Raw genomic sequence first — 14,358 nt, forward strand, 5'->3', positions numbered from 1 at the left:
GCCGTCGACCAGCACCCCTGAACCGAACCGGAGGACCCCCACATGACCACCACCGACAGCGTTCCGACCAGGCGACTCGCGAGCGGGGCGGAGATGCCCGCGATCGGGGTCGGCACCTTCGGGTCCGACCACTACCGGGCGGAGGACGTGGCCGCAGCGGTCGGGGGCGCGATCCGGGCCGGGTACCGCCTGGTCGACTGCGCGTCGGTCTACGGTAACGAGGCGGAGGTCGGCGCCGTCCTCGAGGCGGCGATCGACGGGGGTGTGCCGCGCGACGAGCTCTTCGTCATGTCGAAGGTGTGGAACGACGCGCACGAGCCGGAGGCGGCGGTCGCGTCGGTCCGCCGCTCGTTGCGCGACCTCCGGCTCGACGTGCTCGACGCGGTGTTCGTGCACTGGCCGTTCCCGAACCACCACGCCCCGTTCGCCGACGCCGCCGACCGCGACCCCGATGCGCGCCCGTACGTCCACGAGGAGTACATGGCCCTGTGGCACGCGCTGGAGGGTCTCGTCGACGAGGGGGTCGTGCGGCACCTCGGGACCTCGAACGTCACCGTCCCGAAGCTGACGGCGATCCTCGCCGACGCGCGGATCCGTCCGGCGCTGAACGAGATGGAGCTGCACCCGTGCTTCCAGCAGCCGGAGCTCTTCCGGTTCTGTCTCGACCACGACATCCAGCCGGTGGGCTACTCGCCCCTCGGTTCGCCGTCGCGACCCGAGCGCGACCGGATCGCCTCCGACGTCTCCGACATGGAACACCCGGTGGTGGTGTCGATCGCCCGCGCCCACGGGGTGCACCCGGCGCTCGTCTGCCTGAAGTGGGCGGTGCAGCGCGGTCAGGTCCCGATCCCGTTCTCCGTGAAGGAGCCGCAGTTCGTCGCCAACCTGCGGGCGGTGACCGAGGACCCGTTGACCCCCGCCGAACTCGAGGAGCTGCGGTCGGTGGACCAGGACAACCGCCTCATCAAGGGCCAGGTGTTCCTGTGGCCGGGGGCGGACAGCTGGCTCGACCTGTGGGACGTGGACGGGACGATCCCGGGCTGGCACGGCTCCGCCGCCGATCGTGCGGCCGGTCGCACGGCAGCGGGAGCGGACGCATGATCACGGGCCCCGTGGTGCACCCGCCGCTCCTGGAGGCGCTCGCCTCGTCGGGTCACGGTTCCGGCGTGCTCATCGCCGACGGGAACTACCCGTACCTGACAGCCACCGGACCGGGCGTGCGCCTGATCCACCTCAACCTGCGTCCCGGCCTGCTGGACGTCACGTCGGTGCTCGACGCCGTGCTCACCGTCGTCAACGTCGAGTCCGCGACCGTCATGCAGCCCCCCGACGGGGTCACCGCCCCGGCGCAGGACGCCTTCGCCCGCCTGCTGGGCGGCGACGTCCCGTTCGAGCGGGTCGACCGGTTCGCCTTCTACGACCGGGTGCGCTCCCCGGACGTCGGCGTCGTCATCGCGACCGGCGACGAACGGCTCTACGGCAACCTGTTGCTCACCATCGGTCTCCGCTGACGGGAAGTGTGACGAAACCGCTCCCCGCTCCGTCTCATCGGTGCGGGACCACACCCGGTGGTCCCACACCGAGGAGCCACCATGGACGAGATCGGCACCGCCCTGACCACCACCGCGACGGCCACGGCGAAGACCGCAGCCACCCCGCCGCAGCGCGAGCACAGCCGGACCGCGCCCCCGCACGTCGTGGCACAGGCCCGCGTCCGTTCCCTCGCCGCGCGCCCCGTGGGACCGATGAAGGTGCAGCGCGCCCAGGAGAACCCCATCCACCACCAGTAGAAGGAAACCGTGCCACACCAGCCCCTCACCGACCTCGACGACGCCGTCCTCGCAGGTCGCTCGTCCGACGGTGACGTGCGGGCGTTCGAGGTCCTCATCCGGCGGTACACGCCGCTGCTCCGCGCGTACGCCCGGCGTACCCTCGGCTCCACCGACGAGCTCGACGACGTCGTGCAGGAGACCTTCATCACGGCGTGGAACCGGCTCGACGCGCTCGAGGACCAGGCGAAGGTGAAGTCGTGGCTGATGCGCATCCTCAGCCGGAAGTGCCTCGACCGGATCCGCGCCCGCCGCGTGCACGACGACGTGACGGAGCTCGAGGTCGCCGCGCCGGCCGAGGACGCCCCGGAGCGCGTCGCCGAGGCCCGCTCGCGTGAGGAAGCCGTGGAGACGGCGCTCGCCGAACTGCCCGAAGCGCAGCGGCGGTGCTGGATCATGAAGGAAGTACTCGAGTACCGCTACGAGGAGATCGCCGAGGAACTGGACCTCCCGACCTCGACCGTCCGTGGACTGCTGTCCCGGGCCCGCAAGAACATGATCCGTCTCATGGAGGGATGGCGATGACCGAACCAGACTCCGTCCGGCTCGACTCCCTCGAACCCGACGACCTCGACGGGCACACGATCGACGAGCTCGCCGACTACCTCGACGCCGGCATGCTGCCGGCCGACCCGACCATCGACGACTCCCCGGCGTGCCAGAACGCGCTCGCCGCGATCGTCCGCCTCCGACAGTCGTCCCTCGGTTCGCTCGACGCGGCCGCAGCGCAGGAGGCGCCGGCCGACGAGTCGTGGATCAGCGGTGTCCTCGCGAACATCTCGATCGAGGCGCGCGCCGGCCGTGACGTCCCGCTCCGCCCGGAGGCCCCGACCGAACGTCCGGTGATGACCGAGGGCGCGATCCGTTCACTCGTCCGGAGCGCCGGCGACGGCGTCCCGGACGCCCTCATCGCCCGGTGCGTGCTCGAGGGCGACGTCGTCGAGCTCGGTGCGCCCGTCCGGGTCGTCGTCGAGATCGCGGTGCGCGCCGGCGCGACGATCCCGGTCGTCGCAGCCACCGTCCGCGAGACGGTCGCCGAGGTGCTCGAGACCCAGACCGACCTGGTCGTCGAGTCGGTGGACGTGGTGGTCCGCGACCTGCTGCCCCCGACACCGGACGACGAGACGGACACGACGACCCCGACGGGCACGACGACCCCGACCGGCACGACGACCCCGACCGACACGACGAGCCCGATCGACGACGAGGAGGACCACGCATGAGCACCAGCGATGACACCCTGACCGCCGTCGAGGCAGCGGTCCTCGCGGTCCCCGGTGTCAGCGAGCTCTACCACGCGCGCCCGACCCTCAGCAGCACCATCGACGCCGCGAAGCGGCTCGCGACGCACACCTCGCTCGCACGCGTCGTCCTCGACGACGACGTCCTCCGCATCGTCATCGGGACCGACGGCGAACTCCCGGCACCGGAGACGGCGCGCGCCGCGCACCTCGCCGCACTCGCGGTGGCCGAGGCCCACGGCCTCGCGCTCAGCCGGGTCGACGTCCGCGTCGCGCGCGTCGGCTGACGTCCGCCACCACCCGACGGCCTGGAGGCACGTGGCGGCGCCGCCCCGCGCCTCCAGGCCGTCGGCGGGTCACGTCGACGGCGGTGGCCCCGAGGCCGTCACCAGGTCGCGTCCGCAGCGGCACGCGGTGCGTCACTCCCGGCGTTCCGCGACCTCCAGGACCACGACGATCGCCGTCACGAGCGCGGCGGTCGCGACCAGCGACGCCTCCGGCACGGCGATGCTCGCGACCACAGCGAGTGCGAGCGCGACGATCGTCACGTTGAACCCGATCGTCAGCGTCGGCCGCAGCGCGAGCGCCCAGATCGACAGCACGAACAGTGCCACCGGCACCGCGATGGTCGCGGCGACGGTGGCGTGGGACAGGTCGGCCTCGCCGGCGTCCGCGCTCACCGCGACCTCGATCCCGGCGGGCAGGGCTCCGGCGGCCGCGAACACGAAGTAGTGGCCGTAGCCGAACACGAGCGCGGTCGGCAGGGACCGGATGTGGGCGTGCTGCTCCCGGGAGAAGTAGATCCACCAGAGGGCGGCGACGATCACGAGCCCGCACGCGGCGAGCACGAGCAGCGACCCCAGGTGGTCGGCGTGCGCGATCCCGTCGATGACCGCGTTCGCCGAGGCGACGAGCCCCTCGCCGAGGACGATGAGCGTGAACAGCGAGTACCGCTCGGCGATGTGCCGGGTGTGCCAGGGCGTGGTGCGGGCACCGGCCTCGGCGACGGGTGGCACGAGGACCTCGAGCAGGATGAGGACCGGGATGACGAACTGCGCCACGTCGTACGGCAGCAGCACCGCGAGGACCCAGAGCACCTGGACGACGACGATGCCCACCGAGTACCGGAGCGCGGTGCGGCGGAACTCCGGCGACGAGACCGCGACGCGGAGCCACTGGCCGACGAGGGCGAGGCGCATCACGACGTAGCCGAGCACCACGATGAGGGTGTTCCCGTCGACCATGACGTCCCGGACGCCGGCGGCGAGGACGAGCACCCCGGCCATCTGCACGAACGTCATCACGCGGTAGAGCCAGTCGTCGGTGTCGAACGACGTGGCGAACCAGGTGAAGTTGATCCACGCCCACCAGATCGCGAAGAAGACGAAGCCGTAGGAGAGCACGGCGGAGGCGACGTGCCCCTCGGCCTCGATCTCGTGCAGGTTCATCGCGGCGAACCCGACGGCGACGACGAAGACCAGGTCGAAGAGGAGCTCGAGAGGGCTGGCGGCGCGGTGTCCCTCGGTGGGGTCCCGGGGTGCCATGCGGCGGAGTCCGATGGTGGTCACCCGGTATGCCTACACGAGAACGACCCCGGGTGCTGGACCCGGGGTCGATCTCGGCGTGCGGTGTCGCCGGCTCAGTAGAAGTTCGACGCCTGCGAGTGCGCCCACGCGGCGCACGGGGTGCCGTACGACGCGCTGATGTACTGCAGCCCCCACGTGATCTGCGTGGTGGCGTTGGTCCGCCAGTCCGCGGCGATCGTCGCCATCTTCGACCCGGGCAGGGCCTGCGGGATGCCGGTCGCGCCGCCGTTCGCGTTGACGGCCTGGTAGTTCCAGCCGGACTCCTTGGTCCACAGGTTGTCGAGGCACTGGAACTGGTCGGCGCCCCAGCCGTACTTCGACGCCGCGAGCGCGCTGGCGGTGGCCTTCGCACCCGCCGGGGTGTTCGACTCGGCCAGCTTGCGTGCGGCCTCGGCGGCCTTCGCGGCAGCGGCTCGCTCGGCCGCGGCCCGCTGTGCCGCGGCCTCGGCGGCTGCCTTCGCGTCGGCGTCCCGCTTGTCCTGCGTGGCGCTGGCGTCGGCGACGGCGGTGCTCGCGTCGACGGTCGAGACGATGCGCGAGGTCAGGGCGCCACCGGACAGCTTCCGGTAGTCGCCGAGCGCGTCGATCCGCCGCTCGAGCGTCGTCGTGTCGGTCTTCGCGTTGGCGGTGTCGACGACGTCCTTCGCGGTGGCGATCGTCGCGGCCGCCTGTGCGCGGTCGAGGTCGGTGCCGTCGAGCGCCGGTCCGGACGTTGCGCTGGCCGTCGGCATGCCGAGGGCTTCACCGATCGCGGGCTGCGTGCCCACGGTCGCGATGCCACCGGCGACGGCGAGCACCGCTGCGCCGCCCACGATGAAGGTGGTGGGGCGGCGGAGCGCCCGGCGCAGTCGTCGGTTGGGGGAGTTCAGGGCCTCACGTCGAGTCGAGGCCGTGGTGGTCGTGGGGAGAGCGGTGTTGCGTCCTGTCATCGGTTCCGGTGGTCGGCCGGCTCGTGGTGCGTGGCTCAGGACGGTGCGCGCGGGTGGTGGGGGGAGCGCGCAGGGGAACGTGACGTGGGGACGTCCGTCGTCGTGAGCTCGCGAGCCGGGGGAGGACCGGACGGTGGTGTGGGGCCCGTCCGTCCGCCGGCCGGCGACCGTGGGGTGGCCGCCGATGGGCGAAGCCGACACGATGACGCGTCAGCCTGGACGCCGGGTCCAGGAGGACTGGCAGAACCGTCCGTCCACCCGTCGGTAACGGTTCGGTAACGACCGGATCAGGCGTTCGAGGTGTGAGGTTCCTGGGTGCGCTCGCCCTGTGCCACGCGCTCGAGAGCGTCGAGGGCAGCGGCGATCGCGTCGACGTCCTGGTCGGCCAACTCGGCGATGAGTTCGGCGACGATCCCGGTGCGGTCGGACCGTGCGCGTTCGACGGCGGCGACACCCTCGGCGGTCGCCGTCACCATGAACGCCCTGCCGTCGCGCGGGTCGGCTTCGCGCTCGATGAACCCGCGCTGCTCCAGCTCGGTGAGGATGCGGGTCATGGTCGGCTTCGTGACCACCTCGATCCGCGACAGGTCGCCTGGGCGCAGGGGTCCCTCGCGCTGGATGGTGGCGAGGGCGGAGACCAGACCGTACCCGAGCGAGGCCGAGTCGCTGCGCGCGCGTCGGTTGATCCGGCCGACCGCGGCGGCGAGGCGCGCCGCGATCTCGGTGCGGTCCGGCTGGCGGTGGCTCATGCGGTGCTCCGGGTCGTCCAACGGGTGGTCGGGGCGATGCTACCGGCTCCCGTGAGCGCGTGGCGGCCACGGCGTGCGACAGTCACCGGCAGCGGGCCTGGAGGCACGTGGAACGCGGGCCGCCCGCCTCGCGCGGGCGAGACGGGCGGCTTCCTGAGCGGGTCCTCAGGTCGGGTCAGCGCTTCTCACCCGGAAGCAGGTGGATGGCCTCGGTCGCGAGCTCCGCGGCGACGTTGTCACCGGATGCCGTCGCCTCGCGCAGGCGTCGGAAGTCGGCGGTCATCTGGTCCCAGTCGATCAGCTCGTCGAGGTTCGGCAGCCGGAGCCGGAACGCCAGGCCGTCCATCGTGTCGCGGCAGACGCGCTGGAGGTTCTCGTTGCCGCACTCTGCGACGTAGAGGGCGAAGACGCCGAGGGCGTCGCGGTTGACCGCGGGCACGTCGTGCGCCTCGTAGTCCTTGATGGTGGCGTCGAGCTGCGTCAGGATCTTCTTCTTCGCGCTCGCGGTGAGCCGTGGGACCGCCAGGCGGACGACACCGCCGAAGAGGACCCCGAGCGTCTGCAGCGCCTCGACGACCTCGGACGGGTTCGGGGTGGTCACCCGCGTGTACCGGTTCGGTGCCATCTCGATCAGGCCGGCGCGGGCGAGCTGGCTGAGGGCCTCGCGGATCGGGGTGCGGGAGACGCCGAGCCAGGCGATGAGCTCGTCGTCGTTCAGGCGCTCCCCGGGCTCGAGCGTGCCGTCCATGATCGCGTCGTGGATCTTGTGACGGACGGTGTCGCGGAGCAGCTGGTGCTCGGTCGGTGCGCTGCTGGGGACCGGCATGCGGGTTCCTCCGGGATCGTGGCGGCAGGGGACGGGTTGGTGCAGCCGACCGTTCGGTGCGGACGCATGGTTCACCGTACCTGATATGACAGCGGCGTTCCGGTCGGATCAGGGAGTGTCACCGGACCCTCAGTCGTGCGGGTGCAGGAGTCGGAGGGTGACCGGGTCCTCGGTGCCGCCGTACCAGCGCTCGAGCACGGCTCGGAACGGTGCGTCGTCGTCGGCGGCACGCGCGAACAGCGTCATCGAGGACCGCAGCTTCATCGCGTCGACCCCACCGAGGAGCGCGTCCGCCGACCGTGCGGGTGCCGCGGCCACGACGGCTGCGGCCTCGAGCAGCCGCGGCCCGAGCACCGGGTGGTCGAGGTACGCCCGTGCCTCGTCGAGTCCGTCGATCGCGTAGTGCTGCGCGGTGGCGCTCCGGCCGAGGCCGGCCAGCTGCGGGAACTCGAACCACATCCAGTGCGAGGTCTTCCGGCCGTTCCGGAGCTCGGCGAGCGCGGTCTCGTGGACGCCCTCCTGCGCCTGCACGAAGCGGTCGAAGCGGTCCGGCTCGACGGTCACCGGACCACGTCCCCCCAGCCGTAGCGGACGGTGGTGCCGTCCACGACGAGCAGCGAGTCCGGTTCGCGGTCGAGGAGCCCGGGCATGCCGACGGCGTCGGGCAGATCACCCTCGAGGCGTTCGAGCCGCGCGGACCGGATCGTCAGCGGCGGGTGCTCGCGCTGCCAGAACAGCGTCTGCGCGAGCAGACGGGCGTGGATCCCCGCACGCGTCGTGAGCTCCGTCGCGAGCGGGGAGTCGACGACGTCGCCGGCCACCACGCGGAACGAGGCGTCGTGGCGGGGCTGCACCGTGCCTCCCGGCCGACCCGTCCTGCCGCGCACCCAGCGCACCGGGTGCCTGCCGGGCCGGGCCGGGTGCCGGACCGACCGGTACGCGAGGGTGTCCCCGCGACGTCGTGCCCGCGCGTGCGCGAACGTGTACGGCACCCCGAGCAGGGCGTGCGCGGCGACGATCGCCGGCACGTTCGCCGTGTCGACGGTGCGGTACGCGACCCCGCGGCGGCCGCGGTCGTCGACCGTGAGCACCTCGATCGTGACCTCGGTCATCGTGCCGAGCCGCCCGGACGGCGGGAACGGCGGGACCCGGGTCTCGCGGAAGACGTACGCCGACAGCCCCGCCCAGGCGCTGCCGTCGACCACGTCCGGACGGGTGCCGCGCGGGACCAGCCCGGCCAACGACCCCGGGTCGTGACGCCAGTGCGCGAACACGATGTCCTCCCACGCGTGCACCGTCACCGGACGGTGCAGCAGCGGCACCGCGGCGCGGGCCCGCGCGGGCTCGGTCACCGCTTCGGCGCGTGCCGACCGACGCGCACGGCCCAGGCGACGAGGGGTGCCTGCAGGGGCAGGCGGAGCACCGAGCCGAGCCGCATCGCGCGGGTCGACCGGGGGCTGTCGAGCAGGTCGTTCGCCATCTTGAGGTTCGCCGGGAACACGGCGAGGAACAGCGCCGCCGCAGCCCAGCCGGCGGCGCGTCGGGTCGCCGGGATCGCCAGGCCAGCGGCGATGCCGAGCTCTGCGACGCCCGAGGCGACCGTCGTCAGCCGCGGTGGCAGGGCATCGGGGACGATGCGGTCGTAGGTCCTCGGCCGCAGGAAGTGGGTGACACCGGCTCCGCCCAGCACGACGGCGAGGAGGGTGGCGGTGCGGGTGGCGCGTCGTTGGCGCTCGCGTCGTCGCATGGGTCCATCGTGCCCGGCCTCCCGCTCGGCGCGTACGGAGAGCGCTCAGGTCCGGCTGAGGGGGGGCCGGCGTGCAGTCCCGATCGCGGCTCAGGTGAGGGCGGTCGCCACCAGGTCGAGGACCGCCGTCGCCACCTCGGCCTTGCTGCCCGAGGTCTCGCGGACCACTTCGCCGCCCGGGACGAGCACCTCGATGGCGTTCTCCTCGCGCTCGAACCCGTGCGACCAGCCGACGTGGTTCACGACGAGCAGGTCCGCCGGCTTCCGGGCGATCTTCGCGCGCCCGAGCTCGATGCGGGCGGCCCGGTCGGGTTCGGTCTCGGCGGCGAACCCGACGATGATCTGTCCGGTGCGGCGGGCGGCGACGAGGTCGGCGAGGACGTCGGGGTTCTTCACGAGCTCGAGCGTCATCGTGTCGCCCTGCGCGTCCTTCTTCAGCTTCTCGGTGTGCACCTCGGCCGGGCGGTAGTCGGCGACCGCGGCGGTCATCACGACGACGTCGGCGTCGGCGGCGGCAGCGTGCACGGCAGCGGCGAGCTCGAGGGCGGAGCCCACCGGGACCACCTCGGCGTCGAGACCCGCGGTGAGGGACCCCTCGACGTTGGCGGCGACCACCGTGACCGTGGCTCCGCGGCGGGCGGCGTCCGCGGCGATCGCGATGCCCTGTCGACCCGACGAGCGGTTGCCGACGAAGCGGACGGGGTCGAACGGTTCGCGGGTGCCACCGGCGCTGACGACGACGCGGACGCCGGCGAGGTCGCCCTGCTCGCCTCGGGCGCCGGTGCCGGCGGCGCTGCTCGTTCCGGCGGGGTCGCCGGTGCCGGCGGCGCTGCTGACGTCGGCCGAGCCGCTGGCGTGGGCGCCCGGGTGGTCCAGGACCGCGAGTGCGGCGGCGACGATGTCCTCGGGCTCCGCCATCCGACCGATCCCGGCGTCGTCGCCCGTCAGCGCCCCGACCACCGGGCCGACGAACCGGACGCCGCGCTCCCGGAGGGTGGCGATGTTCGCCCGGGTGGCCGGGTGCTCCCACATCTGCGGGTGCATCGCGGGGGCGACCACGACGGGTGCCTCGGTCGCGAGCAGTGTCGTGCCGAGCAGGTCGCCCGCGAGGCCCGCGGTCATCCGGGCGAGGGAGTCCGCGGTGGCCGGGGCGACGACGACCAGGTCCGCCCGACGGCCGAGCGAGACGTGCCGGACCTCGGCGACGTCCTCGAAGACGCTCGTCGTGACCGGGTTCCGGCTGAGGGCCTCCAGCGTCGGCAGTCCGACGAAGCGGAGTGCCCCCTCGGTCGGGACGACGTGGACGTCGTGCCCCCGCTTCACCAGTTCGCGGACGACGCCCACGGCCTTGTAGGCCGCGATCCCCCCGGTGATGCCCACGACGACGGTCAGGCGGCGCTCTGCTGCTGCGTTCACGTCGGTCACGCTACCCGGGCACCCGTGCGAGGATCGACCGCATGTGCACCGTCGTCGTCCGTGTCGAACCCGGCGCCGAGTGGCCCGTCACGATGCTCGCCCTCCGTGACGAGTCGCCGGAGCGTCCGTGGGACCCGCCCGCCGCGTGGTGGCCGGAGCGCGACGCCTCGGTCCGGGGCGTCCGGGACCGTTCGGCGGGCGGCGCGTGGCTCGCCGCGTCGGACGCGGCCGGGCTCGCCGTGGTGCTGAACCGGGGCGAGGACGTGCCGAGCGACGACGGCACCTGGACCACGCGCGGGGTCGTCCCGCTCGACGCCGTCACCGGGGCGCTGCCCGGCCACGACGGCACCGTGCCCACGACACGGGCGTTCAACCTCGTCCGGGCGACGGCCGACGGGGCCGAGGTCGTGACGTGGGACGGCGCCGAGGTGCGCACGACCGTGCTCGGTCCCGGCGTGCACATGGTCACGCACGGCGAACCCGACGACCCGGCGGCACCGCGCATCGGCCGGTGGCTCGACGCCTTCCGGGCGGCCGCGGCTCCGGTCGGGCCACCCGAGCTCGGACCCTTCGACGAGCTCCGCGCCGCCGACTCCGGCGACGACGCCGGCGACGGCTGGAGCGGCTGGTTCGGGGTCCTCGCCGAGTCGGCAGCCCTGCCGTCCGACGACTCCGACGCGATCCTCCGGGACGCCCAGGAGCACGAGGGGCACGTCGCGACGCTGTCGATCGTCGCGGCTGCCGTCGGCCCGGCGCGGACGGTCCTGCAGCACGCCCGGCTCACCGAGCCCGGACGCCTCGACGGATCGGTCGAGCTGCACCACGCCTGACCCGGCGACGGGCGTCCCGTGCTTCCCGGCCCCGGAACCGCGCCGCCTGAGTGCACCCGCAGCGCCGTCGCGGTCCGGCGCGTGTCGCTGCTCGTCCGGGCGGCGTACCTTCGCCGTTCGTGACCACCCGATCCCGGCCCCTGCTGCTCGTCGCCCTGGCCCTCGGCGCGGTCCTCGTGCTCGGCGCGTGCAGCGAGGATCCTTCCGTCGCGGCCGACACGACACCGTCCGCGACCGTGACGACCCGGGCGTGGGACGACGCCGCCGGGGTGGGCGTCGTGGTGATCGGTGACTCGATCACCGGTGGCCACGGGTTGACGACGGCCGAGGCGTGGCCGGCCCGGGTCGCCGACCAGCAGGGGTGGTCCCTGACGAACCTGTCGTGCGACGGCGCCGGCGTGGCCGCACTCGGCGACGCCGACGACTGCGCGAGCGCGTACGCGACGCTGGTGAAGCGTGCGGTGGACCTCCGGCCGCAGGTCGTCATCGTGCAGGCCAGCTCGAACGACCTCGGGTTGGACACCGCCGAGGTGCGGAGCGCCACCGACCGGGTCGTCGACGACGTCCACCGGCGACTCCCGCACGCGACCCTCATCGGCCTCAGCGCGATCTGGGACCAGGACCCGCCGCCCGCACAGCTCGCCGCGATCTCGAAGGCGATGCGCACCGCACTGCGCCGCGAGGGTGGGACGTACGTCGACATCGGGGAGCCGCTCCGCGGGCACCCGACCTGGATGCAGTCCGACGACGTGCACCCCACGGTCCGGGGGCAGCAGGCGATCGCCGCGGCGGTGACCGCGGCGTTCGCCCGCGACCACGTGCACTTCTGACGCCGCGACCACCCGCTTCTGACGCCGCGACCACCCGCTTCTGACGCCACGACCACCCGCGGTGACGAGGCGGGGACGACCCGCGCCTCCAGGCAGCCCTGCTAGACCGGCGGACGCGTCCCGGTCAGGTCCTCGGCGACCGCCCACAGCGAGCGGGCCAGGTCGGCGCTCCGCGCCGAGCGCGGGATCGACGCGAGGGTGGTCGGACCGGTCAACCCGAACGGCCCGGAGGGACCGTAGTAGGCGCCGCCCACCGCGTTCGGGCCGACCGCCGCGTACAGCAGGGGCTCCGCACCCTGCTCGACGGCCTGCGTGAACGGCAGAGCGCGGTTGCTGGCCTTGGCCGGCTTCGCGCGCCCGAGGGACCGCCCGGCCGACTGCAGGTTCGTCCGGGTGTAGCCGGGGTGCGCGGCGGTGCTCATTAGCGACCAGTCGACCTCGACGGAGAGGCGGTGCAGGTGGAGTGCGAGCAGCAGATCGGCGAGCTTCGACTGCGAGTACGCGCGCCAGCCGTTGTAGCCGTGCTCCCACTGCAGGTCGTCGAACCGGATCCGGCCGGGCACCGCGGCGATGCTCGACATCGTGGCGACGCGGGCGTCGGGGGAGCGGAGCAGCACGGGCAGCAGCAGGTTCGTCAGCGCGAAGGGGCCGAGGAAGTTCGTGCCGAACTGCAGCTCGAACCCGTCGACGGTCTCGAAGCGCGTCGGCGGGGCCATCACGCCGGCGTTGTTCACCAGGACGTCGAGCGGTCGGTCGTCCGCGACGATCCCGGCCGCGAACCGTCGGACGCTCGCGAGGTCGGCGAGGTCGAGCTCGCGCACCTCGACGTCCGCCCCCGGGTGCGCGGCCCGGATGCTGGCCGCCGCGTCGTCGCCCTTCGCCGTCGTGCGGACGGCGAGCACCACCGAGGCGCCGGCACCTGCGAGGCGCAGCGCGGTCTCCTTCCCGGTCCCGCTGTTGGCACCGGTGACGACGATGCGACGTCCGGTCTGGTCAGGGATCTTCGGCATGCGGGCGACCGTACACGGACGGCCTCGACGTCCGGGACCCACCGTGCTATGTTGATGCAAACGCATCGATCTGGAGGCTCGACATGAGCAACGCATTCGGCACCGACCGCCCCTCGGACGTGCCGCCGCCCGCACCCGAGCGGATCGGCCCCGTGCAGCTCGGCCTCGACACCTTCGGCGACGTGACCGAGCGCGCCGACGGCAGCCTGAAGTCCGACGCGCAGAGCATCCGCGACGTCGTCGACCAGGCCGTCCTCGCCGACCAGGTGGGCATCGACTTCATCGGCGTCGGTGAGCACCACCGCGCCGACTTCGTGGTGAGCGCCCCCGAGGTCGTCCTCGCCGCGATCGCCGCGTCGACGTCGCGCATCCGGATGGGCTCCGCCGTCACCGTGCTCTCCTCGGACGACCCGGTCCGCGTGTACGAGCGCTTCGCCACCGTCGACGCGATCTCGAACGGCCGCGCCGAGGTCATCCTCGGCCGCGGGTCCTTCACCGAGTCGTTCCCGCTCTTCGGGTTCGACCTGTCCGACTACGAGGTGCTCTTCGAGGAGAAGCTGCAGCTCTGGGCCTCCCTCCGCGGCGGCGACGCCGTCACCTGGTCCGGCACCAAGCGGGCGTCGCTCGTCGACCAGGACGTCTTCCCGAAGCTCGAGCACGGCGCGATCCCGACCTGGATCGGCGTCGGCGGGTCGCCGCAGTCCGTCATCCGCGCCGCGTCGTACGGCCTGCCGCTGTTCCTCGCGATCATCGGTGGGCAGCCCGCGCAGTTCGCTCCGTTCTCGCGGCTCTACCGCCAGGCGCTCGCCCAGCTCGACCTGCCGCAGCAGCCCATCGCCATGCACTCGCCGGGCTTCATCGCCGCGAGCGACGAGGAGGCGGCGGACCGCTACTGGCCGTACCACAAAGCCGTCACGGACCAGCTGGGTCGGGAGCGCGGCTGGCCGCCCCTCGACGTCGCCGGGTACCGCGCGGGCCTGTCCGCCGGCGGTTCGCTCTACGTCGGTTCGCCGGAGACGGTCGCGCGGAAGATCGCCCGCAATATGCGGATCCTCGGGGCCTCGCGCTTCGACATGCGGTACGCGACGGGTCGCCTGCCGCACGAGGACATGATGCGGTCCATCGAGCTCTACGGCACGCAGGTCGCGCCGCGCGTGCGCGAGCTGCTGGCCGAGCCGGTCCCCGTCCCGTAGATCGCGGCGGGGAGCCTCCGCTGAACACCGGTGTTCGTCCGTCGCACCGCGGCATCTGTGGGTTCGGCAGACGAACACCGGTGTTCAGCACGTGCGCTTGCTCGCCGGGGCGCCGGAGCACGGCCTGGAGGCGCGGGTCGGCCCGCCGACATCGGCTCACGGGAGCGCCGGG

18 protein-coding genes are annotated in these 14,358 nt (G+C 73.2%); 9 read left to right on the forward strand and 9 right to left on the reverse strand.

What is annotated here, in order from left to right:
• Positions 1–42: 42 nt before the first annotated feature.
• From BLT36_RS11370 to BLT36_RS11395, 6 genes are all read left to right on the forward strand, one after another.
• Complete coding sequence (locus BLT36_RS11370; protein ID WP_092095236.1) at positions 43–1,101, forward strand: aldo/keto reductase; 1,059 nt, start codon at positions 43–45, stop codon at positions 1,099–1,101.
• On the forward strand, positions 1,098–1,511 hold the full coding sequence (locus tag BLT36_RS11375) for an RbsD/FucU family protein (RefSeq protein ID WP_092095237.1): 414 nt from the start codon (positions 1,098–1,100) through the stop codon (positions 1,509–1,511). Before BLT36_RS11370 ends, BLT36_RS11375 begins: the two co-directional genes overlap by 4 nt.
• Positions 1,512–1,592: 81 nt before the next feature.
• A complete protein-coding gene (locus BLT36_RS11380; protein ID WP_092095239.1) occupies positions 1,593–1,790 on the forward strand; it encodes a hypothetical protein in 198 nt (65 codons plus the stop codon).
• A gap of 9 nt (positions 1,791–1,799) precedes the next feature.
• Entirely contained in the window at positions 1,800–2,354 is a 555-nt protein-coding gene (locus tag BLT36_RS11385; RefSeq protein WP_092095240.1) for an RNA polymerase sigma factor, read from the forward strand.
• Positions 2,351–3,052 (forward strand): Asp23/Gls24 family envelope stress response protein, encoded by a 702-nt coding sequence (locus tag BLT36_RS11390; protein WP_139166443.1) that lies wholly within the window; start codon positions 2,351–2,353, stop codon positions 3,050–3,052. The genes BLT36_RS11385 and BLT36_RS11390 overlap by 4 nt, the downstream gene beginning before the upstream one ends.
• Positions 3,049–3,357: a hypothetical protein gene (locus BLT36_RS11395; protein WP_092095244.1), complete on the forward strand. Its 309-nt coding sequence runs from the start codon at positions 3,049–3,051 to the stop codon at positions 3,355–3,357. Before BLT36_RS11390 ends, BLT36_RS11395 begins: the two co-directional genes overlap by 4 nt.
• Positions 3,358–3,489: 132 nt before the next feature.
• Here the strand turns inward: BLT36_RS11395 and BLT36_RS11400 are convergent, their stop codons facing one another.
• The 8 genes from BLT36_RS11400 to BLT36_RS11435 all read right to left on the reverse strand — a co-directional run bounded on the left by BLT36_RS11400 (position 3,490) and on the right by BLT36_RS11435 (position 10,299).
• Positions 3,490–4,638 carry a low temperature requirement protein A gene (locus BLT36_RS11400; protein WP_092095245.1) on the reverse strand — a complete coding sequence of 383 codons (1,149 nt, stop codon included), beginning with the start codon at positions 4,636–4,638 and terminating at the stop codon, positions 3,490–3,492.
• Between the two features lie 71 nt (positions 4,639–4,709).
• On the reverse strand, positions 4,710–5,585 hold the full coding sequence (locus tag BLT36_RS18750; protein ID WP_175529610.1) for an aggregation-promoting factor C-terminal-like domain-containing protein: 876 nt from the start codon (positions 5,583–5,585) through the stop codon (positions 4,710–4,712).
• 287 nt (positions 5,586–5,872) lie between these two features.
• Positions 5,873–6,334, reverse strand: coding sequence for a MarR family winged helix-turn-helix transcriptional regulator (locus BLT36_RS11410; RefSeq protein WP_092095809.1), 462 nt, complete (start codon positions 6,332–6,334; stop codon positions 5,873–5,875).
• Positions 6,335–6,509: 175 nt separating this feature from the next.
• Entirely contained in the window at positions 6,510–7,160 is a 651-nt protein-coding gene (locus tag BLT36_RS11415; protein ID WP_092095247.1) for a GntR family transcriptional regulator, read from the reverse strand.
• 129 nt (positions 7,161–7,289) lie between these two features.
• Complete coding sequence (locus BLT36_RS11420) at positions 7,290–7,724, reverse strand: DUF1810 domain-containing protein (RefSeq protein WP_092095249.1); 435 nt, start codon at positions 7,722–7,724, stop codon at positions 7,290–7,292.
• Entirely contained in the window at positions 7,721–8,512 is a 792-nt protein-coding gene (locus tag BLT36_RS11425; protein WP_175529611.1) for a YqjF family protein, read from the reverse strand. The genes BLT36_RS11420 and BLT36_RS11425 overlap by 4 nt, the downstream gene beginning before the upstream one ends.
• On the reverse strand, positions 8,509–8,907 hold the full coding sequence (locus BLT36_RS11430; RefSeq protein WP_092095251.1) for a DoxX family protein: 399 nt from the start codon (positions 8,905–8,907) through the stop codon (positions 8,509–8,511). Before BLT36_RS11430 ends, BLT36_RS11425 begins: the two co-directional genes overlap by 4 nt.
• Positions 8,908–8,997: 90 nt before the next feature.
• On the reverse strand, positions 8,998–10,299 hold the full coding sequence (locus BLT36_RS11435; RefSeq protein WP_092095812.1) for a bifunctional phosphopantothenoylcysteine decarboxylase/phosphopantothenate synthase: 1,302 nt from the start codon (positions 10,297–10,299) through the stop codon (positions 8,998–9,000).
• Positions 10,300–10,364: 65 nt separating this feature from the next.
• Here BLT36_RS11435 and BLT36_RS11440 point away from each other — a divergent pair, with 65 nt between their 5' ends.
• Complete coding sequence (locus BLT36_RS11440) at positions 10,365–11,153, forward strand: NRDE family protein (RefSeq protein WP_092095252.1); 789 nt, start codon at positions 10,365–10,367, stop codon at positions 11,151–11,153.
• 119 nt (positions 11,154–11,272) lie between these two features.
• Entirely contained in the window at positions 11,273–11,983 is a 711-nt protein-coding gene (locus BLT36_RS11445; protein WP_139166444.1) for an SGNH/GDSL hydrolase family protein, read from the forward strand.
• A gap of 101 nt (positions 11,984–12,084) precedes the next feature.
• Here BLT36_RS11445 and BLT36_RS11450 read toward each other — a convergent pair whose 3' ends face one another.
• Positions 12,085–12,993, reverse strand: coding sequence for an SDR family oxidoreductase (locus BLT36_RS11450; RefSeq protein ID WP_092095256.1), 909 nt, complete (start codon positions 12,991–12,993; stop codon positions 12,085–12,087).
• Between the two features lie 83 nt (positions 12,994–13,076).
• Between BLT36_RS11450 and BLT36_RS11455 the strand changes: the two genes are divergently transcribed.
• On the forward strand, positions 13,077–14,186 hold the full coding sequence (locus BLT36_RS11455) for an LLM class flavin-dependent oxidoreductase (protein ID WP_254787583.1): 1,110 nt from the start codon (positions 13,077–13,079) through the stop codon (positions 14,184–14,186).
• The last annotated feature ends 172 nt before the right edge of the window (positions 14,187–14,358 follow it).

Origin of the sequence: Curtobacterium sp. UNCCL20, assembly GCF_900101675.1 — a bacterium.
Lineage (GTDB): Bacteria > Actinomycetota > Actinomycetes > Actinomycetales > Microbacteriaceae > Curtobacterium.